This is a genomic window from Micromonospora marina (assembly GCF_900091565.1).
Classification (GTDB): Bacteria; Actinomycetota; Actinomycetes; order Mycobacteriales; family Micromonosporaceae; genus Micromonospora; species Micromonospora marina.
The window spans coordinates 99,690-120,274 of sequence record NZ_FMCV01000018.1 but is presented as its reverse complement, the minus strand read 5'-3'; the positions used below and the strand labels follow the sequence as shown (position 1 = coordinate 120,274).

The 20,585-nt window shown below is 71.5% G+C and carries 22 protein-coding genes and 1 pseudogene; 16 read left to right on the top strand and 7 right to left on the bottom strand.

The genetic code is table 11. The annotated features are described in order from the left end of the window. Positions 1-78: 78 nt before the first annotated feature. On the top strand, positions 79-807 hold the full coding sequence (locus GA0070215_RS20020) for a maleylpyruvate isomerase family mycothiol-dependent enzyme (RefSeq protein ID WP_167361534.1): 729 nt from the start codon (positions 79-81) through the stop codon (positions 805-807). Positions 808-895: 88 nt separating this feature from the next. Here the strand turns inward: GA0070215_RS20020 and GA0070215_RS20015 are convergent, their stop codons facing one another. Together GA0070215_RS20015 and GA0070215_RS20010 are read right to left on the bottom strand one after the other, a co-directional pair. Beyond that, positions 896-1,615, bottom strand: a complete 720-nt coding sequence (locus GA0070215_RS20015; RefSeq protein WP_091048474.1) for a response regulator transcription factor — start codon at positions 1,613-1,615, stop codon at positions 896-898. Then, positions 1,612-2,823, bottom strand: a complete 1,212-nt coding sequence (locus GA0070215_RS20010) for a sensor histidine kinase (protein ID WP_141708226.1) — start codon at positions 2,821-2,823, stop codon at positions 1,612-1,614. Before GA0070215_RS20010 ends, GA0070215_RS20015 begins: the two co-directional genes overlap by 4 nt. Positions 2,824-3,240: 417 nt before the next feature. Between GA0070215_RS20010 and GA0070215_RS20005 the strand changes: the two genes are divergently transcribed. The 6 genes from GA0070215_RS20005 to GA0070215_RS19980 all read left to right on the top strand — a co-directional run bounded on the left by GA0070215_RS20005 (position 3,241) and on the right by GA0070215_RS19980 (position 10,294). After that, a complete protein-coding gene (locus GA0070215_RS20005; protein ID WP_091048471.1) occupies positions 3,241-3,852 on the top strand; it encodes a helix-turn-helix domain-containing protein in 612 nt (203 codons plus the stop codon). Positions 3,853-4,245: 393 nt separating this feature from the next. Next, on the top strand, positions 4,246-5,193 hold the full coding sequence (locus GA0070215_RS20000) for an NAD-dependent epimerase/dehydratase family protein (RefSeq protein ID WP_091048468.1): 948 nt from the start codon (positions 4,246-4,248) through the stop codon (positions 5,191-5,193). Positions 5,194-5,207: 14 nt separating this feature from the next. Continuing rightward, the gene (locus GA0070215_RS19995; protein ID WP_091048465.1) at positions 5,208-6,605 is read left to right on the top strand and encodes a lipopolysaccharide biosynthesis protein; all 1,398 of its coding nucleotides are present in this window, start codon (positions 5,208-5,210) and stop codon (positions 6,603-6,605) included. Further along, positions 6,602-7,933, top strand: coding sequence for a glycosyltransferase family protein (locus GA0070215_RS19990; protein ID WP_091048461.1), 1,332 nt, complete (start codon positions 6,602-6,604; stop codon positions 7,931-7,933). The genes GA0070215_RS19995 and GA0070215_RS19990 overlap by 4 nt, the downstream gene beginning before the upstream one ends. After that, the gene (locus GA0070215_RS19985; RefSeq protein WP_091048457.1) at positions 7,930-9,138 is read left to right on the top strand and encodes a glycosyltransferase; all 1,209 of its coding nucleotides are present in this window, start codon (positions 7,930-7,932) and stop codon (positions 9,136-9,138) included. Before GA0070215_RS19990 ends, GA0070215_RS19985 begins: the two co-directional genes overlap by 4 nt. Further along, a complete protein-coding gene (locus tag GA0070215_RS19980; RefSeq protein WP_141708225.1) occupies positions 9,125-10,294 on the top strand; it encodes a glycosyltransferase family 4 protein in 1,170 nt (389 codons plus the stop codon). The genes GA0070215_RS19985 and GA0070215_RS19980 overlap by 14 nt, the downstream gene beginning before the upstream one ends. Here the strand turns inward: GA0070215_RS19980 and GA0070215_RS19975 are convergent. Continuing rightward, positions 10,181-11,419 carry an O-antigen ligase family protein gene (locus tag GA0070215_RS19975; protein ID WP_091048451.1) on the bottom strand — a complete coding sequence of 413 codons (1,239 nt, stop codon included), beginning with the start codon at positions 11,417-11,419 and terminating at the stop codon, positions 10,181-10,183. The genes GA0070215_RS19980 and GA0070215_RS19975 overlap by 114 nt on opposite strands. Before the next feature lie 396 nt (positions 11,420-11,815). Here GA0070215_RS19975 and GA0070215_RS29735 point away from each other — a divergent pair. The 4 genes and pseudogenes from GA0070215_RS29735 to GA0070215_RS19955 all read left to right on the top strand — a co-directional run. Continuing rightward, positions 11,816-12,012, top strand: a pseudogene (locus tag GA0070215_RS29735) (site-specific integrase); the annotation flags it as partial. A gap of 109 nt (positions 12,013-12,121) precedes the next feature. Further along, on the top strand, positions 12,122-13,159 hold the full coding sequence (locus GA0070215_RS19965; RefSeq protein ID WP_091048448.1) for a DUF808 domain-containing protein: 1,038 nt from the start codon (positions 12,122-12,124) through the stop codon (positions 13,157-13,159). A 43-nt stretch (positions 13,160-13,202) separates the two neighbouring features. Next, positions 13,203-13,547, top strand: coding sequence for a hypothetical protein (locus GA0070215_RS19960; RefSeq protein WP_018786795.1), 345 nt, complete (start codon positions 13,203-13,205; stop codon positions 13,545-13,547). 237 nt (positions 13,548-13,784) lie between these two features. After that, complete coding sequence (locus GA0070215_RS19955) at positions 13,785-14,945, top strand: alkaline phosphatase PhoX (RefSeq protein ID WP_091048444.1); 1,161 nt, start codon at positions 13,785-13,787, stop codon at positions 14,943-14,945. Between the two features lie 124 nt (positions 14,946-15,069). Here GA0070215_RS19955 and GA0070215_RS19950 read toward each other — a convergent pair whose 3' ends face one another. Continuing rightward, positions 15,070-15,711, bottom strand: coding sequence for an aldolase/citrate lyase/malate synthase family protein (locus tag GA0070215_RS19950; RefSeq protein WP_377467304.1), 642 nt, complete (start codon positions 15,709-15,711; stop codon positions 15,070-15,072). 12 nt (positions 15,712-15,723) lie between these two features. On the opposite strand from GA0070215_RS19950, the gene GA0070215_RS19945 reads away from it, so the two are divergent. Then, the gene (locus tag GA0070215_RS19945) at positions 15,724-16,083 is read left to right on the top strand and encodes a short-chain fatty acyl-CoA regulator family protein (RefSeq protein ID WP_244167072.1); all 360 of its coding nucleotides are present in this window, start codon (positions 15,724-15,726) and stop codon (positions 16,081-16,083) included. Here GA0070215_RS19945 and GA0070215_RS19940 read toward each other — a convergent pair. Beyond that, on the bottom strand, positions 16,046-16,492 hold the full coding sequence (locus tag GA0070215_RS19940) for a DUF305 domain-containing protein (RefSeq protein WP_018786801.1): 447 nt from the start codon (positions 16,490-16,492) through the stop codon (positions 16,046-16,048). The genes GA0070215_RS19945 and GA0070215_RS19940 overlap by 38 nt on opposite strands. 70 nt (positions 16,493-16,562) lie before the next feature. Continuing rightward, positions 16,563-17,765: an FUSC family protein gene (locus GA0070215_RS19935; RefSeq protein ID WP_244167071.1), complete on the bottom strand. Its 1,203-nt coding sequence runs from the start codon at positions 17,763-17,765 to the stop codon at positions 16,563-16,565. A gap of 211 nt (positions 17,766-17,976) precedes the next feature. Here GA0070215_RS19935 and GA0070215_RS19930 point away from each other — a divergent pair, with 211 nt between their 5' ends. Next, positions 17,977-18,429 (top strand): OsmC family protein, encoded by a 453-nt coding sequence (locus tag GA0070215_RS19930; protein WP_091048437.1) that lies wholly within the window; start codon positions 17,977-17,979, stop codon positions 18,427-18,429. A gap of 4 nt (positions 18,430-18,433) precedes the next feature. Here GA0070215_RS19930 and GA0070215_RS19925 read toward each other — a convergent pair whose 3' ends face one another. After that, a complete protein-coding gene (locus GA0070215_RS19925; protein ID WP_091048520.1) occupies positions 18,434-18,712 on the bottom strand; it encodes a hypothetical protein in 279 nt (92 codons plus the stop codon). On the opposite strand from GA0070215_RS19925, the gene GA0070215_RS28095 reads away from it, so the two are divergent. The 3 genes from GA0070215_RS28095 (at position 18,695) to GA0070215_RS19915 (ending at position 20,575) form a co-directional block, all read left to right on the top strand. After that, positions 18,695-18,847, top strand: a complete 153-nt coding sequence (locus GA0070215_RS28095) for a hypothetical protein (RefSeq protein WP_018786805.1) — start codon at positions 18,695-18,697, stop codon at positions 18,845-18,847. The genes GA0070215_RS19925 and GA0070215_RS28095 overlap by 18 nt on opposite strands. Positions 18,848-18,934: 87 nt before the next feature. Next, positions 18,935-19,753: an endonuclease/exonuclease/phosphatase family protein gene (locus GA0070215_RS19920; RefSeq protein ID WP_091048433.1), complete on the top strand. Its 819-nt coding sequence runs from the start codon at positions 18,935-18,937 to the stop codon at positions 19,751-19,753. Between the two features lie 396 nt (positions 19,754-20,149). Then, positions 20,150-20,575, top strand: coding sequence for a hemerythrin domain-containing protein (locus GA0070215_RS19915; protein ID WP_244167070.1), 426 nt, complete (start codon positions 20,150-20,152; stop codon positions 20,573-20,575). Positions 20,576-20,585 lie beyond the last annotated feature (10 nt).

The window sequence follows — 20,585 nt, the reverse complement described above, 5'->3', positions numbered from 1 at the left end:
ATGGTAGCCCGGATCGGGGCGGGAAACGGTGGCCCCGCTTCGCTTGACCTGTTCTTTCGCATGGACCAGGCTGGCCCGATGGAGGCGGCGACGTACCTGGCGGCCATCCGCACGGACAGTGACCGGCTGGTCCGGGCCGCGGTCCGTGATCTCCACGCCCCGGTGGCCTGTTGTCCGGGCTGGACGGTGCGGGACGTCGTCGAGCACCTCGCCGTGGTCTACCTGGACAAGATCGCTCAGACCCGGTTGCTGCGGGAACCGTCGCCGTGGCCACCCCCGGCACCGCCGGATCCGATCAAATGGCTGACCGACGCCCGGGACGATCTGGTCGACCTGTTCGCCCGGCTGGGGCCGGCCGCGCCGTCGCACACCTGGCATGCGCCGGACCAGACCGTCGGTTTCTGGCTCCGACGGATGGCTATGGAGACCACCGTCCACGCCGGTGACGTGACTGCGGCGTTCGGCGAGCGTGGCACCGTCGATATGGCGCTGGCGGTCGACGGGATCGACGAGGTGCTCGAAGTGATGCTGGCGGGGGACTGGTCGGACGCGCCGCAGCCCGGACCGGATCACCAGGTGCGGCTGCTGGCCGGCGGTCGCTCCTGGCTGATCTCGCTGGCCACTGAACTCGTGACCGTCGACCGGGATCCACCGCCACCCGGACCGGCGGAGGGAGTCGTCGAGGCCACCGCTTCCGATGTGTTCCTGTGGTTGTGGCGCCGGCTTCCCGACGAAGCGGTCGGCCGCCGGGGAGACCAGGCCGCGGTGGCCCGGCTGCGGGACTGGATGGGTGTCGTCACCGATTGACCGGTCCCGCTGACAGCTTGCGGCTGAGCTGCCTGCCCAACGGCCGCCGCCGCAGCACACATGTGCCGCCTGGGTAGCAGGATGGGGTTCAGGCGCTTCCAGTGCCTCTCGGGCGTGTCCGGTCCTGGTGCAACCACCAGTCTTTCCCGTCGGCGGCGCCACGCGGCCACACGTCGAGAAGATCGCCCGGGGTCAGCCCGAGCGTCCGCTCGATTTCGCCCGGCGTGAGGTCACGTAGCGAGTCGGACAACGACCGGACCAGGTCCAGCCAGTACCCGCGCAGGGTGGACTCGCTGAGGAACAGGCGTTTCGCCACCTGCGCGTAACTGAGCCCGCGGGCCCGGCCGTGCAGGATCTGTCGCTGTCGCTCGCTGAGCACAGTAATGCAGCCGCGTCGGACGAGGACCTCCAAGATGCCGACAACCGGCTGTGGTATGACCGTGCCCCCGGCGGCGACCTCCACGATGAGTTGTTCCGCGCGTTCGGTCGGAAGCGCCTTGGGGACGATACCGCTGGCACCCGCCGCAAGGCAGGCGGCGAGGACGAAGCGGCGTTCCTCCTGGCTGTAGACGCAGACCTGGTAGTTGTGCTCGCGTAGCACGCGGATCGCGGCGACGCCCTGGCGTACGTCGGGCTGCCCGCCGTTGGCCAGGTGCAGGTCGAGCACGACGACGTCCACGTCATGGCGGCCACGGACCAACTCCTCGACCGTCGACACCGACGCGACGACGTCGAGGCGAGTCATGAGCAGCTCGAACGCCTCCCGGATCAGCGGTACGTCGTCGACGATGGCCGCCGTGGGCTTCACGCCACGCCCCTCAACCTCGACCGGTCCTGCTTCTGTCGGGGGGAGGAGATCATCACCGTCGTTCCCTCACCGACAACGGATTCGATCTCCACGTGCAGGCCGAGCCGACGCAGCTCACCGACGACGACCTGCCGCAGCCCGACCCCGAGGGGAGCCGACGACGGATCGAAGCCGACGCCGTCGTCCCGCAGGGTCAACGTCCACGCTCCTGCCTCGTCCCGATCCGCGTGCAGGACGACCTCGCGAGCCCGAGAGTGCGTACGGATGTTGAGCAGCAGGCTTTCCAACGCACGTTCGAGCGCCTCCGCCTGGTCGGGTGGCAGTTCGGTTTCGGCACCCAGGTCGAGCAGCGTATCGACCCGCAGGTCGGCGAACCGGTAGCACACCCGCTCGACCAACGGGCCGAGGGTGACGCGGCCACCGGTGGCGTCGTCGGGGCCGGGACGGCCATTCAGGTAGGAGCGCATGCGGCGCAGTTCCACCTCGGCCTGGTCGATGAGGCGGGCGCGCAGGGCACCGGTGGTGGGTTCGGTGAGCAGCCGCATGAGGGCGACCCCGTTGTGCAGCACCACCTGAGCCCGTCGCTCCTCCTCCCGCCGTGCCAGTTCCGCGGCCAGGGCCCGGGAGGCGTCGGCGTCGCGGGCGATGCGCCGCGTGTAGCCGAAGAACATGCGGCACACCAGCGCGTACACCACGTAGGTGAGGATGTTGCCGGCGGTCGTCGAGGCCATCGCCTCGTACACGCGATCACCCAGATAGATGACGTAGCAGGCGATGACGCCGAGCAGCCCTCCAGCCCACAGGGCGAGGCTGCGGACGCCGCTCGCCGTGATGACGATCGATAGCGCGTACGCGGGCTGAAACCCGATCCAGGTGCCCAAACGCTCCTCGGGCACCAGCACCAGGGGCCCGACGAGCAGCAACACGCATGCCAGCGCGAAGTCGGCCGTCGCGACCGCGGAACCGAGAGGTCGACGCTGCACCAGTGTCGCCGTGCTCACGCCGAGTGACGCCATGACCGCGAGCGTCCAGCAGGCTAGGTAAGCGGTCGGGCGTGGTGACGTCGTCACGCCCGCGTGGACGGACGGAACCATCTGCGCGACCGTTCCCACCCGAACACCGGTGACGAAGTATGAGAATGCCCGCTCAACGCCAGCCCCGGTCGTCGGCATTCCCGTGGCCCGACGCCAGCTCGTCCAGCCCTTCATGTGCTCCGTCCGACTGGTGCTCCAAAGTTCGCGGATCCGTTGGGTCACAGCGCCCCGTCGCAGCCCGACGATGACGGTACTTGAACCGCAGCCGTCGTAGACCGCAGGGAGGTGACCAACGGCCCGCGACCGCCGTACCGGCTGGTGACGTGCGGGTACGGGGGCCACGCGTGACGGTAGGGCGAATGGCCGATGTGTCGGCGGCGACCGGTGAAAGGGCACCCGCTGAGCAGGACCGGCGCCGGCGAGTAGAGGGACTCACCAGGAGGTCGGTGACAGCTCCTTCGAAAGCTGGCCGGCTACACGAGCCGCGATTGATGGGGAGAAACCATGACATATGAGATCGCAGGTTATACACCATTCCGATCCACTACCGATCGGACCCATGTGCGACGCGCTGCAGACCGGGAACGACGGGTGCTCGGCGTCGACATCAACACCGTGCTGCTCGCCGCCGAGGTGTCCGACCTGACGCGGGCCGAACTGCTCATCGTCGCGCCGGTCCCGGCTCAGGTGCCGCTACCCACGGAGGTCTTCGACGAGCTGCGCGGCCGCGACGTCAAGGTGCGGGTTCTCTTCGGGTCCGGCACACAGCCCTTGACGGACCCGGTAGCGACCCTGGCACGCGAGGGGATTGCGCTACCAGCTCCGCTTGCCCTGCCGCATTTCCTCCTGGTGCGCGACCGTACGGCGGTCTACCTGCCGCAACAGGATCCGGGGCGCCCGGGGAACGGCCGGCTGACCCGCGTTCACAGCGTCGTGATGGGTGACTCCCTGGCGACGGCGTGGGGCCTGATGTGGGACACCGCGTCGCGGCGGGCACGGCACGCTCGGACGGCCGCGACGGTCGACGACGGCGAGGAGCTGATCCGCGCGCTGAGCGACGGCCTGACCGACGATCAGGCGGCAGCGACGCTGCACATGAGCCGGCGCACCTTCGCCCGGCGTGCCTCCGAGATGATGCACCGACTTCACGCGCGCACGCGTTTTCAGGCCGGTGTCCACGCTGCGCGGCGCGGCTGGGTCTGATCGAAGGGCCCGGTAGGGCGCCGGCCAGTGCCGCCCACTGCACGTCGGTCGGGTCGAACCGCCTCACCACCGGCACGGTGGCCACGAGGGCTCCGTGCTAAGCGCCTTGCGTTCCCAGCCGCGTAGGGCCAGCGTCATCACGCTCTCGCCGCAGTGGTACGAGGCGCTCGCGGAGCAGCTCGCCGGACGGCCGACCGGCCACCGGCCGGGGCGCGGCGGCGACGGCCCCGTACCCACCCGGACGAGTTGGCGGGAGCCGCCGCTCCGGCGGCGCCCGTCCTGATCCCCAGCCGTGACCCTAGGGCGCTGCCCGTCGTTGACGGTTATAAGGCGCAAAGCGGTTCATTCCGCCTGGTCGGCGCCAGAGGGTGGCACGCGACGTCGGGGGAAGCAGTGAAGATCGTGGTCACCGGCGGGGCCGGCTTCATCGGTTCGAACCTGGTCCGGGCGCTCGCCGAGCAGCCGCAGATCAGCGAGATCGTGGTGGTCGACGACCTGTCGACCGGTTCGCTGGACAACCTGCTGGACGTGCCCGTCCGGGTCCTCGTCGGCTCGGTCTGCGACCCGGACGTGCTGGACGACGCGTTACCGGGCGCCACGAGCGTCGTACACCTGGGTGCCCTCGTTTCGGTGCCGGGGTCGATCGACGATCCAGCGCGCAGCCACCACGTCAACGCCACCGGAACGGTGAACGTGCTGGAGGCGGTGCGCCGCCACGACGTGCCGCATGTGGTGGCGGCCTCCTCCTCCTCGGTGTACGGAGCGGCTCCGGGGATGCCCCGGCACGAGGCGCTGCGGCCGATGCCGGTGAGCCCCTACGCGGTCTCCAAGCTCGCCACCGAGACCTACACCCTCGCCTACGCTGCCTGCTTCCACCTCGCCGTGCTTCCGTTCCGCTTGTTCAACGTGTTCGGGCCGCGGCAGGACCCCGAGCACCCCTACGCCGCCGTGGTGCCGAGGTTCATCGCCGACGCGCTCGACGGCCGACCTCTGACGCTGCACGGCGACGGCCAGCAGACCCGCGACTTCACCTACGTCGCCGATGTCACTGACATCATCACCGACGCCGTCGTGCGCCGCGTCGGTGCGGCCGACGTGGTCAACCTGGCGTTCGGTACCCGGACGTCGCTGCGGGATCTGGTCGCCGAGCTTGAGGTCGTGCTCGGCCGGCGGCTCGACGTGGAGCACGCCCCACCGCGGCCCGGCGACGTCCGCGACTCGCAGGCCGACTGCACCCGGCTGCGTGAGCTGTTCCCCGCCGCCCGGCCGCACTCGCTGCGCGCCGGTCTGACGGCGACCGTCGAGTGGCAGTCCGCTGCCCGCGCGCTGAGTCCGGCCTAGGGCGGCCGACCACGATGCACCCTGCCGTCACGGAGTCGGCCGACGCCCGGACCGCACCGGCCGATCCGGCGGTGGCCGACCGGGGCCGCGACCGGAGGCTGGTGGCCGGCATCGCGACGACGGTGGGCAGCCGGGCGGTCGGGGCCGTCGTGCCGCTGCTGCTGCTCCCGCTTGCCCAGCGGTATCTAGGCGTGGAGCTGTTCGGTCTGTGGCAGGCGGTGACGGCACTCACCGCGATGGCGGCCTTCGCCGACCTCGGCCTGGGTAACGGACTGATGACCAAGCTGGCGGACGCCCATGCTCGGGGCGACACCGTGCGGGCCAGACGCTACGTCTCCACCGCCTACCTGACTCTGGCCGGCGCGGCGGTCGTGGCCTGCGCCGCTCTCTGGATCGGGGCGTTCGCCGTCCCGTGGGCAGCCGTGTTCAATCTGCCCGGCGCCGAGTTGGTGCCGACGGCCCGGGCGATGACGCTGGTCTGCCTGACCGTCTTCATCCTCAACGTGCCGATTTCGCTGGTCGTCCGGGTGCAGTACGGCATCCAGCAGGTCGCCCGCGCCAACTCGTGGCAGCTGGCCGGGTCCCTGCTCTGCCTCCCGCTGACCCTGGTCGCCGTGGCCTTCGACGCCGGGCCGGTACCACTGGTGGCCGCTGCGGTGAGCGGCCCGCTGCTGGGCAACCTGGTGAACAGCCTATGGCTGTACGCCCGGCGGATGCCGGAGCTGGCCCCGTCACTGCGGTACGTGGAGGCATCCGCCGCCCGGGCGCTGCTGCGGTTGGGCGGGATGTTCCTCCTGCTCACGGCGGTGCTGACGGTTGCGACCAACACCGACCCCCTGATCGTCGCCCAGACCCACGGCCTGGCCGAGGTGGCCGTGTTCGCCGTGGCCGCCCGCCTGTTCGCCCAGTTGGGACTGCTCATGTCGATGATGACCACGGCGTTGTGGCCGGCGTACGGTGAGGCGCTGGCCCACGGCCGGGTGGACTGGGTCCGTCGCCTGACCGGCAGGATGACCCTCGTCGCGGCGGTAGCCGTCGGGTTGCCGACCGTCGTGGTGGCGCTCGTCGGCGGGGAGCCGCTGGCCGCGCTGATGGGGATGGCTCACCCACCGGACCGGTGGCTGCTCGCCGGGCTCGGTGCCTGGTGGATGGTGCTCGCGATGGCCTCGCCCCGTTTCATGGTGCAGAACGCCGCCGGGGTGGTCCACCCGCAGCTCGTCGGCTGGACGGCGTACCTCGTTCTGGCGGTGCCGCTGAAAGTGTGGGGAGCCGGGGCGCTGGGGATGGCCGCGGTGCCGTGGCTGGGTGCGGCCGTCGGGCTGGTGACGGTCGTCCCGGCGGCGCTACTGGGGAGTCGCCAGGTGGTGACCCGAGCCCGATCGGCGGCGCACGGGCAGCGGGTGACGGCATGAGCGGGCAGCCCGGCCGGGCTCGCGTCCTCGTCGTCGGGGCGGAGCCCTTCCGAACTAGTACGGGCAGCGGCACCACCCTGGCCAGCCTCTTCGCGGGGTGGCCCCGGGACCGGCTCGCGCAGGTCTACACCGCCGCCGCGGAACCCTCCACCGAAATCTGCTCCCGGTTCCATCGGATCGACCCGCGCAGCAGCCCGATCGACCACTACGGACGGCGGCTTCTCAGCCGTGGCGGCTCGTCGTGGCGACGGGCAGATCCGGCGATCGGGGCGATACCGGTGTCGGCGGGGGCACCCTCGTCGGCCCGGCTGCACGCCGAACTGCGCGCCGTGGCCGACCTGAGCCCGCTGCGGGTCGCCGGCCCGCTGGTCGAGTGGGTCCGGGCGTTCCGCCCCGACGTGATCTACTCGATGCTGGGCAGCGTCCGGATCATGCGGCTGGCCGACCGGCTGGCTGAGTGCAGTGGCGCGCCCCTGGTGCCCCACTTCATGGACGACTGGCCGGCGACCCTCTACGCTTCCGGCGAGTTGCTCGGCCACGGGCAGCGCTCGGTCCGGCGCCACCTGGACCGGGTCATGCGCCGCTGTGTCAGCGGCCTGTGCATCAGCGACGAGATGGCCAGGGAGTACGAGCGGCGGTACGACCGACCGTTCACGGCGTTCGCCAACTGCGTCGACGAGAGCGCCTTCCTCGACCCGGTGGACGGTCGGGCGGAGCCAAGGGTGCTGCGCCTGAGCTATGTGGGGGGCCTGCACCTCGACCGGTGGGCAGTGCTGCGTCAGGTCGGTCTCGCCCTCGGCGAACTGCCCGCGGACCTGCCTCGACCGCGGCTGACGGTGCACGCGCCGGAGGCGGACCTGGTCCACTACCGGGATCGGTTCGCCGACTGCCCGCAGGTCGACCTCGGGGAGTCTCTCAGTGGCGCGGAGGTCACCCGCGCGTTGGCCTGGGCGGACGTCCTGGTGCACGTGGAGTCGTTCCGGGCGGAGCTGCGGCGCTACACCCGTTTCTCACTCTCCACCAAGATCCCCCAGTACCTGGCTGCCGGGCGGCCTGTCCTGGCGTACGGCCCGGGGGAGATCGCCTCGATGCGGCACCTCGACGCCGCGGGGGCCGCAATGGTGGTGGGCGTCGAGAGCCGGGGAGAGCTGCGGCACGCCCTGGAACGGCTGTGTCGGGACGGCGCGCTGCGCGGTCGGTTGGCCCACGCCGGGCACTCCTGGGCGAGTCGCCACCACCGCAAGGACCAGGTGGCTCGGGCCTTCGCCGCCCGCCTGGCAGAAGTCTCCGCCGTACCGGGCCCATTGCCGGAGGGGACGATGCTATGACGGATCCATCCGGGTGGGTGGCGTACGTGGGGCCGTTCCGTTACCCGTGGGGCGAAGCATGCTCCCGGCGGGTCGACGGGATCGCCCGGTCGCTGGCTCTGGCCGGCCGGCACGTGGTGGTGGTCGGCGGGGAGCACACCCCGGCCGCGCCTCGACCGGTCGACGTCGGAATGGGGCCGGGCACGATATCCCACGTCGGGGTGGGCGAGTTGCCGCCCGCCGGGGCGAGCCCGGCGGCCAGAGCGACCCAGGTGCTCCTGCGCTGGGGGGCGCGAACCGTCGCCTGGCTGACGGCGCAACCGACCCGACCGTCACACGTCGTGGTCTACGGCGGCGGGACGCCGTACATGGTCCACCTGCGCCGGTGGTGCCGGCGCCACGGGATCCCGCTGGTCGTCGACGTGGTCGAGTGGTACAGCCCCCGACAACTGGTCGGCGGAGCGCTGGGCCCCCTGAACCTGTCGGCGAAGCTCGCCCTGCGTCACCACTACCCGCGCTGCTCCGGCATCATCGCCATCAGCACCCTCCTCGAGGAGCACTTCCGGCAGCGGGGATGCCCGGTGGTGCGGGTACCGCCGACCCTCGACGTGCGGCAGTTGGCGGGCTCATCGGGCGCCCCGGCCATCGGGCGGGACGGGCTCACCCTGGTCTACGCCGGCACCCCCGGCCGCAAGGACCTGCTCGGCACCGTCGTCGAGGCGGTCGAGGCGGTGGCGCGCGCCGGTGCGCGACTGCGGCTGCGGGTGGTGGGGCCGTCCCTCCGACAGCTGCGGGATCTGCTCGGCGGCGACCCGCCGGAGATGGTGGAGGTGGTCGGTCGCGTGCCGCAGTGGACGGTGCCGCAGTTGCTGCGCGAAGCCGACTTCAGCGTCCTGCTCCGGCCGCTGGCGCGCTACGCGAACGCCGGCTTCCCGACGAAGGTCTGCGAGTCGATGGCGAACGGCACCCCGGTGATCTGCAACCTGACCAGCGACCTGGGCCGCTACCTGGAGGACGGCGTCAATGCCCTGGTCTGCGCCGACCACTCCGTGGCCGCGCTGGCGGCGACGCTGCACCGGGCGCTGCGGCTGACCGCCGAGGAACGGCTGCTCATGCGCAAGGCCGCCCGGGAGCAGGCGCTGGACTCCTTCGACGTCCGGGCGTACGCGCAGCCGCTGGCGCGGCTGCTCGATTCTGTGCAGGAGGTAGCGGGTGCTGGACACTGAGATGCCGGAGCGGATGCGGGTGTGCGTGGTGGGGCCGCTGCCGCCACCGGTCGGAGGCATCGCCCGCGGGGTGGCGATGCTGGTCGACCGGTTCCGCGACGATCCGGAGGTCCGCATCGAGGTGATCGACATCGCCCGGCGGTGGCGCGGCGGGCAAGGCCTTGGGTGGGGCCGGCGCCTGACCGCGGGCGTACGCCAGCTCACGGCCGGCGCCGTGGGACTGCGCCGTGTCCTGGCCGCGGGCCGGACCGACGTCGTGCACCTGCATTCGTCCGGTGGCCCCGGCGTCCTCCGGGACCTGGCGCTACTGCGCATCGCCCGGGTGTACCGGCGACCGGCCGTCTACCACCTGCACTTCGGGCGGATCCCCGAGATCGCGGGGCGCCGCAGCCTGGAGTGGCGGTTGATGGTGCCGGCGATGCGGCTGGCGACCGCCGTTCTGGTCCTCGACGGGGCGTCCGAGTCCACCGTCCGCGACCAGCTCCCCACGGTGTGGGTGCTGCGGATGCCGAACGGAGTGGACCTCGACCGGCTCCCGGTGCCACACCGGGACCCCGCGCCAGCGGAACGCACGGTGCTGTTCGTCGGCTGGCTCCTGCACGCCAAGGGAGTGGAGGACCTGCTGACCGCGTGGCGGACGGCCGCGCAGCCGGGCTGGCGGCTGCTCTTCGTCGGCCCCGCCGACCCGGCCTACCTGCGGTCGGTGACCGTGCGGCACCAGCCGTCGGCGTCGGTGTCCTTCATGGGCGAGCTGCCGCACACGGACGTCCTCGCCATGATGGCCCGCTGCGACCTGTTCGTCCTGCCCAGCCACACCGAGGGGTTCCCCAACGTGATAGTCGAGGCGATGGCGCTCGGTTGCCCGGTCGTCGCCACCGACGTGGGGGCGACCGCCGAGATCCTCGACGACGACAGCGGGGTGATCGTCGCGCCCTCGGACCCCGCCGGCCTCGCCGCGGCGCTGCGGGAGCTGATGACCGACCCGGTGCGCCGTGCTGACCTGGCCGGCCGCGCCCGGGCCCGGGTGCACCGACTCTACGGGCTACAGCGCGTGTTGCGTCAGCACATCGACCTGTGGCGTCGGCTCGCCGGTCCGCCCCGGCCCGACCATCGACCGCCGGCCGCCGCGCCGGGAAAGCACCCCGTCGGGTCCTGACCGGTGGTGCCGGCCGCCGATGCCCTGTGGCCGGTCGGCCGAGAGGGCGGGCACGAGCGAGAACAACGCCAGCGGTAGCCAGGCGGCCAGGGCGTCCTCCCAGTGCCCGGTGAGCCAGATCGGCAGGAACGTCACCAGGAGCAGCCCGGCCAACCGCGCGCCCTGCCGGGAGGCACGCTCGACGGGTCGCACGGCGGCGGCCAGGACGGCTGCGTAGCAGAGCACGCCTACGAGCCCGAGGTCGGCGCCGAGGGTGAGGACCAGACTGTGGGCGCCGATTCCCCAGGAGCTGACCGCCATGAACGCGCCTGCTCCGATCCCGGCGAGCGGGGACTGCTCCCAGGTGGCGACGGCCTCGGGCCAGACCAGCATCCGGCCGGCGAGGTCACCGGTCGCGCGGTCGGCGACGAGGCCGTCGAGCCGCAGCAGCGTCGCCTCGCCCACGCCGAGCGGTACGAGCAGCAGGACCGCCGGGACGGCGACCGCCGCGACCAGCCAGCACGCCCGCGGAGTCGCCCGGCTGCACAGCAGGTAGGCGGCTCCGAGCAGCAGCGCGGCCAGGGCGCCCCGCGTCCCGCTGAGCAGCACCGCGTAGCCCAGCAGCGCCACGATCGCGTAGAGCACGAGGCGTGCCGCGCGGGGCAGTTCACCGACGGTGCCCAGGAGCACCGCCAGCAGGACCCCGGCGACCATCGTGTAGGCGGTCAGGTTGATGTTGAATCCCTCGATGCCGTACCGGACGCTGAGGTCGAAGGCTCCCGCACGGCCCAGGTCGCCGCCGATGGAGGGGTCACGGATCAGCTCGTACGTCCGGACGAGACACCCGGCGAGGAACGAGCCGCCGACCGCAAGCAGGTCCCGGATGGTGGTCACGACGTGTCGCACCGTGACCAGCAGCAGCACGCAGGTGCCGTACAGGTAGACGGAGCTGCGGGTCGCCGCGGTGTCGACCGTCCACCCAAGGCTGGCGACGACCCACACGCCGAGCAGCAGAGCGAGCACGTCGAGCAGCCCGGGCCGGGGACAGCGACCACTGAGGGCGACGGCGACCAGCAGAGCGGGAGCCAGATAGGTCTGATCCACCGACCAGCAGACCAGAAAGGCGACGCCGCTGAGGATCGCCACGCTGGCCAGCGTGGCGTAGCGCCGAGGGGCCCGTCGCAGGTGCGTGCTGAGCGGGCGGGCAGGTCCGGACAGGAAGCCAGGAGGTACGTCTCCCACGCTGCAGCCCTTCGGATTCAGTGACCAGGCGGCGTATCCGCTGTGGTAGACATTCTTCCATCTTTTCCTGATTAATCTGATATTTACAGTTTCTATCGGATGGATGCGGCCCGTCCGGTTCTCATCGGTGAGCCGGTCGCGTCGTTTACCTGCGCGTGGTGACGTGCTGATGGCAGAGAGGCGGGCGTCTACGGTGGCGGACCTGGTCCGAAGCGAAAGAGCAGGTCCGCGGTTTCGTGCTGACGCGGGCCGCGTGTTCGACAACTACATCCGCGAACAGGTCGAACCCCAGGGAACCTGATGCCCGCGCGCACACGCCCCGGCGGCGAAGGCTCCCTTCCCCTACCGCAACGGCTTCGCCGCCGACGTCTGGGTCACCAAGCCCGACGGCAAACGCATCCGCAACACGTCTACCGCATGACCCGTGAGGCGGCGCACGACAAGTGGATCAAGCTGCACGGGCAGCCAAGGCCGGTCCGGTGGCGACCGGCGTCCCGCACCCCGAACTCTCGCCCGATATTCGACTGGGCGGTGGCGTGCCGCGAGCAGGGACCTGAGCGAGAATGGGCCAGTTCGAACTCCGTGCAACCCTGGAAGGAACCTCCCTTGGCCGGTGGACTCGTAGCCCTGCTGGATGACGTGGCGGTGCTGGCCCGAGCCGCTGCCGCGTCGATCGATGACATCGGGGCGGCCGCCGCGAAGGCCGGCGCCAAGGCTGCGGGCGTCGTCGTCGACGATGCTGCCGTCACGCCGCAGTACGTACGGAACCTGGCGGCCGAGCGTGAGTTGCCGATCATCAAGCGTATTGCCCTGGGGTCGCTGCGCAACAAGTTCTTCATCATCCTGCCGGCGGTGCTGCTGCTCAGTCAGTTCGTGCCCTGGCTGCTCACTCCGATCCTCATGCTCGGCGGCGCCTACCTCTGTTACGAAGGCGCGGAGAAGGTGTGGGCCAAGATCGCCCATCACGATGCCCACGGCGCGGGCGAGGAAAAGGTGCAGGACGAGACGACACTGGTGTCCGGGGCGGTACGAACCGACCTGATCCTCTCGGCGGAGATCTTGGTCATCACCCTCAACGAGGTGATCGATGAGGCCTTCTGGTCCCGCCTGGCGATCCTGGCTGTCGTCGCCGTCGTCATGACCGTCCTGGTGTACGGCGCGGTGGCCCTGATCGTGAAGATGGACGACGCCGGGCTGCGCCTGTCGCAACGTTCCGGCGCCGTCGCCACGTTCGGCCGCGGTCTGGTGAGGGCGATGCCGGTAGTCCTCACCGTGCTGACGGTGGTCGGCACCGCGGCGATGCTGTGGGTGGGCGGGCACATCCTGCTGCTGGGCACGAACGAGCTGAACCTGCACTTCCTGTACGAGGCCGTGCACCACGTGGAGGTCGCCGCCCACGACGCCACGGGTGTTCTCGGCGGGCTCGTCGGCTGGCTCGTCAACACGGTGGCCAGCGCGATCCTTGGGCTGATCGTCGGAGCGCTGGTCGTGCTGGTCATGACTCTCACGCTCCACCGCCGCACGTCCAAGCCTGCGGCCGCGACTGCGGCGGCCACGACTCGTACTGACGGCACCGTCCCCGCTCAGCCGAGCCGTGCAGCTCAGCATCGCGACGCTCCTGCGAACCGCGCGCCACGCGGTTGACCGCCGGATCATCGCTGCTCGACCACGGGGGCCAGGCGTTCTGATGCTGAACCGCTCAGTGGACCGCAGCCGGGACCTCGCCGGGTGGCTGGTGACGCCGCTGTTCACCCTTGTGGCCGCGCCGGTGCTCGCCTGCGTCGCCGGCGTGCTGGCGACCTTCGCGGCCGGGAACGACGGGACGCCGGCGCTGTGCGCGGAGAGCAAGGCCTACAACCTGTGCGAGGAGACGATCCTCGGTGTGGCCGCCCTGCATGTGGCGATTGCCGGCGGCATCTGGTTGCTGCTCTGGGTGCTCCCCTGGTGGCGGGGCCTCCGGACCGCCCGGGTCGTGCTCGCCGTCGCCGCCACCGTCGTGCTGGTGCTGCTGCCGGTGCGGATGGCGGCATAGGCCGAGGCGCTGCGGCCCGCGTCGACGGGCTTCTCGTCCGCGACGCCCGGCGCCGGGCCGATGATCGGGCGTCGTCCGGGCCGGGAGCGAGGTGCGAGGGCGTCCCGCTCGGCGGGGTGCGGCCAGCCGGGAGGTGGCACGACGCCGCGCACCGAGCCGTCCATCGACGTTCATCCAACAGATCGATGTGCGTAAGCTCCGCCCGATCAGATCTGGGGAACCTACCGAGGAGGTTCCATGGATCGTCGAGCGATGTTGCGGGCCACTGTTGTCGGTGCGGGCGCTGTCGCCCTGCCGTTCACGGCGTGGTCGGCGGCTTACGGAGCGCCGGCGCAGAACGCCGCCGGCCCCTACGGCGGGCTGCTGTCCGCCGACGCCAACGGCATCCAGTTGCCGGCCGGCTTCACCAGTTCGATCGTCGCGCGTTCCCGCCAGACGGTGCCGGGGACGTCGTACACCTGGCACGACGCTCCGGACGGCGGCGCGGTGTTCCCGAACGGCACCGGGTGGATCTACGTGTCGAACTCCGAAGTGTCGGCCGGTGCGGGCGGCGGTGCGTCACGTCTCCTCTTCAACTCCAGCGGTGCCGTGATCGGGGCGTCGCGGATCCTCTCCGGCAGCAACAACAACTGCGCCGGCGGGAAGACGCCGTGGAACACCTGGCTGTCCTGCGAGGAGGTGTCCCGGGGCCGGGTCTTCGAGACGTACCCGCTCGGCGGGAGCGCCGTGGCGCGTCCCGCGATGGGCCGGTTCAAGCACGAGGCGGCCGCAGCCGACCCGGTCCGCCGGGTCGTCTACCTGACCGAGGACGAGAGCGACGGCAAGTTCTACCGGTTCGTGCCGACCACCTGGGGCGACCTCTCTGCCGGAACCCTCCAGGTCCTCCGCGCCGGTACGGCCACCTCGGGCACGTTCACCTGGGCCACCGTGCCCGACCCGGACGGCTCGCCCACGCCGACCCGGCAGCAGGTGTCCGGCGCGAAGACGTTCAACGGTGGCGAGGGCTGTCACTACGCGGACGACACCGTCTGGTTCACCACGAAGGGCGACAACCGGGTGTGGCAGGTCAACCTGGCGGCCGGCACGTACGAGCTCGCCTACGACGACAGCCTGGTCACCTCCGGCACCGCACCGCTGACCGGTGTCGACAACATCACCGGGTCCACTGCCGGTGACCTGTACGTCGCCGAGGACGGCGGCAACATGGAGATCTGCATGATCACGCCGGACGACAAGATCTCCGTCTTCCTGCGGATCACCGGGCAGAGCGGTTCGGAGATCACGGGACCGGCGTTCACCCCGGCCGGGGACCGGCTGTACTTCTCGTCGCAACGCGGCACGAGCGGCTCGTCCTCCGGCGGCATCACCTACTGCGTCACCGGTCCGTTCCGCCGATGACGGGTTCCCGGCCGCGCTGACCCGCGCGGGCCCCGGGTGGCCGTTCGCGACAGCCTGGGCCGGCGGGCAGCGGCACGGCCGGGAGGGACCTGTCACTTCCCTCCCGGCCGCGGCGTCCCGCCGGTCAGCCGACCGTCGCCACCTGTGCCCGCGGGGCGAGGTGGCGGGCGTACGCGCCGGTGGTGAAGAACGCCGGCAGGTCCTCGCCGAGCGCGGTGTCCTCCACGATCCGCGCCGCCTGCCCGGCGCGCTCGCGGTCGGCGTCGTCGCGGCCGGCGGTCAGCGCGGCCAGTTCCTCGGCGAGGATCGACCGGACGAGGTCCTCGGTGACGCAGCCGCCGCCGGCCAGCGGGGTGCGGTGGTGCAGCCACTGCCAGACCTGGCAGCGGGCGATCTCGGCGGTCGCCGCGTCCTCCATCAGGTTCCACAGTGCCACCGCTCCGGTGCCGGCGAGCCAGGCGTCGACGTAGCGCAGCGCGACCGCGATGTCGGACCGTAGCCCGGCGGCGGTGACCTGGCCCGGGGTCTTGTCGACGGCGAGCAGGTCGGTGGCGGTGACGTCGACGTCGTTGCGGAGCCGGTCGAGCTGGTTCGGGCGGTCGCCCAGCACCGCATCGAACTCCTCCCGGCAGGTGTCGACCAGGCCCGGGTGTGCGACCCAGGAGCCGTCGAATCCGTCGCCGGCCTCGCGCCGCTTGTCCGCGCGTACCCGGCGCAGCGCCGTCTCGTTGACCTCGGCGTCGCGGCTGGGGATGACCGCGGCCATGCCGCCGATCGCGTGCGCGCCGCGCGCACCATCACCCGCCACCACGGCGGCTACAACCAGCCGGGCAAGGTCTACGCGGTCGGGCTGGGCTGCGAGACCCGTCATGCGGACCGGCTCGTCTACTCGGCCGGCATGGACCTGCACGCGGCCGAGGCGGCCACCCCGATCGGCCCCGGCTGCAAGACCTGCGAGCGGATGACCTGCCCCCAGCGCGCGGCGGCTCCGATCAGCGGACGGCTCGACCTGGACGAGAACCGCAGCACGTTCATCCCGTACCCGCTGAAGGGGGCGGGGTTCGTGGGTGGTGCTGCGGGTACGGGTGGCCGCGCGGAGATCAGTACCGGTCGCGGAGGATCCGTTTCATCTGGGTGATCTCCTCTTCCTGCGACTGCACGATCTGGCCGCAGAGGGCGATGATCTCCGGGTCGGTGATGTCGGACTCCTGGCAGACGAGGACCGCCCGGGAATGGTGGGGGATCATCGACTTGAGGAAGTTCTCGTTGCCCACGAAGGGTTCGGTGCGCACCGCCGCGAAACCGGCGACGAAGAGGGCACCCAGCACCGAGTAGAGCACGATGTTGAGACGTCGATCGGTGAACATCTGATGCATGACGCCCATCATGATCACACCCATGACGGCGACCATGATCACCGACATGTAGAAATTGCTCAGATTGAGAAAGAAGTCTGACCACCTGCGGATCTGGGACAGCGTGAGGACGAACATGACGGCCAGGCTGATCAGCAGGACCAGACCGAAGCGGATGTAGTTGCCTCTCATTTTCCCTCCGGCCGTGATGGTTGATTCCGTCCAGGTTCGCCCAGACTAAGGCCGCCACCCGCTCCGATCCTCACGATGGGCGAACCCGTCCTCCCCGTCCTCCCCGTCGCGCCATCTGCCGTACCTGTTGATTCGCCTCGTCCACGGAGCAGCCGGTGGCCCGCATCAGGTCACTGGCGGTCACCCGCACCTGGGTCGCGACGGAGGCGGCGAAGTTCTGCAGTCCGCCTTCCACGGCTCGGCCCGCCTCGTCGGCCGCCCGCAGGATGTGCCGCCGGGTTCGGTCGTGCGGCTTGTCGGCCCCTACCTCCCGCTGCAACTGCTGTACGGCGTCCGCGAGCGCCGCCACGGCGTCGGGAAGATGATCAGGGATCTTCTCCCCGTACTCCACCATCGTCGCCGATTGCCGGGCGAGGTTCTGGCTGTCGGTGATGGCGCGGGTCAGGTGCGCGACGCCGTGGGCGTACCGTTCGTAGTGCTGCCGCCAGTGCCACCTCGCCGGCGCGACCGTGACCACCTCCTCCGCGCCGCTGAGCGCCTCGCGGAGCCGCTCCACGTCCGGTCCCATGGCACGCAGGCCGTCCATCGCCCGCACGGCGCGGCCCGCCTCCCTGGTCCGCATCGCCGCCTCGGCCTCCCGGAGGTACCCCGCGAGCGCGTCGAAGACCGGTGATGCCGCCCGGCGCATGACGCGCAGCGGATGCAGTGGCAGCAGCACCGCCACCACCAGCAGACCCACCAGGCTTCCGGTCGCGGCGTCGACGATCCTGGGCAGTTCCAGGTTCTGCTGGCTGGAGGAGAGCGTGGCGATCAGGACCGCCGTACCACCCACCTGGCTGACCACGGTGCCGCCCCGGCCGGTGAGTCCGAGGGCCACCCCGATGGCCAGGGCGACGATGACACCCGTCTGCCACGGGCCGGTGCCGATGAGCAGGACCAGCCCGTCGCCGATGGCGATGCCCAGGCCCACCCCGAACAGCAGTTCGACCGTACGGCGTGTGCGCTGCCCGATCGCCGCGGCGATCGTGCCGACCGCGGCCGTCGGTGCGAAGACCGGATTCGGGTTGCCCAACAGGGTTGACGCCAGCCACCAGGACAGCGCCGCCGCCAGACCGGCCTGTGCCGCGATCAGTGCGATGATCTCCAGTTGACGCAGCCGCAATCGTCCCGCCCGGCTTGCCCGACTTCGGGTGCCGGTGACCAGGTTCCAGGCCCGGCGAGCCAGCACGACCAGTGGCGCCGGGCTGCCCCGCTTCGGCGGTGGTTCAGTCACGGCCGCGACTACCCGTCAGAAAGCCGCTGAATCGCGCATCCGGGTGCCGGACCCGGGCGCGTCGGCACCCTTCCATGCCTGCTTGCCGCCCCGGACTTCTACGCCTTCCACCGGGGGCAGCGGGATCTGCGGTGAAGCGACCGGGTCGTCTACTCGCCGGGCGTGCCGGTGTACCGCACGTTCGCGCAACGCTCTTCGGTAGGTTCGGCGCATGAGTGACGACACCTTCCGGTCGGTGGAGATCGAGCGCACCAGCGTGGGCAGGTACGTCGTGCGCAACGCCCGTGGCGGCGAGCTGTCGATGGGTACGGGGGAGGACGCGACCTTCACGCCGGTGGAACTGCTGCTGGCGGCGCTCGGCGGCTGCACCGCCGTGGACGTCGACCACGTGACCAGCCGCCGCGCCGAACCGACCGGATTCGCGGTCACGGTGAGCGGCGACAAGATCCGTGACCCGGAAGCCGGGAACCGGATGGAGAACCTCACCGTCACCTTTGCGGTGACGTTCCCGGCGGGTGCGGACGGCGACCGGGCCCGCGAGGCGCTGCCGCGTTCGCTGCGGCAGTCCCACGACCGGCTCTGCACGGTCTCCCGGACCGTGGAGCTGGGCACGCCGGTCTCCATCGTGGACGCGACCGACACGGGTTCGGCCGGGCCGCGATAGCCGGTCAGTCGCGGGGCAGCACGCCCAGGAGGGTTGCGGTCAGGGCCGTGTTCAGCGACTCCGCCATCTCCAGGTGCAGGCGGGCCAGTTCGGGCGCGGCCTGGTAGGCCGCCGCCAGGCTCGGCGGCGGTGTGCTGTACGCCGACAGCGCGCCGGCCAGCACCATGGTCTGGAGGCTGAACAGCGTCGCCTTCTCGCCCAGCTCGGGCAGGTGCCTGCCTATCAGGCCGGTACGCGGGCGTGCCAGCCGGTCGAACGGTTCGACGTGAACCTGCCCCGGCACGCGGTGGAGACGGTGCTGGCGCTGCTCGCCCGGCTCGGAGCGGTCGTCCACGACACCGCCGTCGCCGACGGCCACCTCGACGTGAGCGGCACCCTGCCGTCCGCCCGGGCGGCGACGGACGCGTTCCGGCGATAGGATCACCGGCGCCCGCCGCCGCCCGTACCCGTTGGAGCCCCGCTGTCAGCGCAGCCGGCCACCCACCCCGCCCGGCGTGTCCGCCGGGTGCTGGCAGTCGTGTGCCTGCTCGTCGTGGCCGGGCTGCCCGCCGGGTCGTCGGGCGCCGGCACGACCGGCACGGGAGTGCTGCGGGTGCTCCAGATGAACCTGTGCAACAGCGGCCGGGCCGGCTGTTACTCCGGCCGGGCCGTCCGCCAGGCCGTCGACGTGATCGCCGCCGAGGCGCCCGACGTGGTCACGCTCAACGAGATCTGCCGCGACGACGTGGTGACGCTGGAGAGAACGCTGCGGGCCGCGCGGTCCGGCGGCACCGTGGTGTCCGCGTTCCAGGCCGCAGGTGACCGGCCCTCCGGTGGTCCCACCCGGTGCAACAACGGCGAGCCGTACGGGATCGGGCTGCTGGCCCGCCTCGACGACGGTGACGCCCGGCCGTCGGTGCACCGGGGGACCTATCCGGCGCAGGACTTCGCCGACCCGGAGGAACGGGTGTGGCTGTGCGTCCGGGCCGCCGGGCTGCACGCGTGCACCACGCACCTGGCGAACACCAGTGCCCAGGTCGCGCTGGCCCAGTGCGGGCAGCTGCTCGGCACCGTGGTGCCCGGGGTCCGGGGCGACGCGGTGAGCGCGCCGACCGTCGTCGGCGGTGACCTCAACCTGCGTGCCGGCGGCACACCGGACGTGCGGTCCTGCGTGCCGGTGGGCTACCGCCGGATCGACGACGGGGCCCGGCAGCAGATCCTGGCGTCGAGCGGCGTGACGATCTGCTGCCGCCGCGCGGTGGACATGCGCGGTGCGACCGACCATCCGGCACTGCTGGCGACCATGATCCGTTCGTGGTCACCGCCGCCACCGGGACTGTACTGACCGCCATCGGGACGCGCGGGGTGGGCGCACTTAACGATCCCGGTGACGGTGGGAGCGGCCGCCGTACCCAGTCGCATGCCACCTGGCACCAGGTAGCGCGCGCCGATGCTGATCGCATTGGCGAACACCAGCGCGATCGCCAGGATCACGACGCACGCAGCGCTGTCCGGGGCGCACGCTTGATCCCGCCTGCTGCCGGCGCGGGGTAGCGCCGGCACTACTTGATGGTGCCCGCGCCGCTGGTTATGCTCCGCGCAGCGTCGCGTGCCGGTGGCAGACCGTGTCAGGCATGGAGGCGCCGGATCGAAGGGAGTACGACGATGACACTCGTCGTCCCTTCGCCCCCGCCTCATGGCTGAGGGCGAACAGTCCAGGCTGGTGGCCTGGAGCCGCGAGATGCGAGCCGTCCACGGGCGGCTGCGCGAGGCGCTGGAGGTGACCCGGCGGGCGCTCGCCGGCGGTGAGCCGGCCCGCCCGGCGACGCGTGACCTGCTGTTGTTCTGCCACGGGTTCTGCGCGGCGCTGACCGCGCACCACGAGGGCGAGGACGGGAGTCTCTTCCCGGCGATCGCGGCGCGGCATCCCGAGCTGCGCGACACGCTGGACCGGCTGCGGCAGGACCACTCGATGATCGGGTACCTGCTGACCGGGCTGAGCGCGGCGATGGCCCGCGACGCCCCGCCCGGGGAGCTGGCCCGGCACGTGGAGGGAGTGGCGGCGATCATGGAGTCGCACTTCCGGTACGAGGAACGGCAACTGCTCACCGTGCTGGAGACGCTCTCGCTGGACGCCGACCCGGGCGACGTGTTCGGGCCGTTGTGACGGCGGCCGG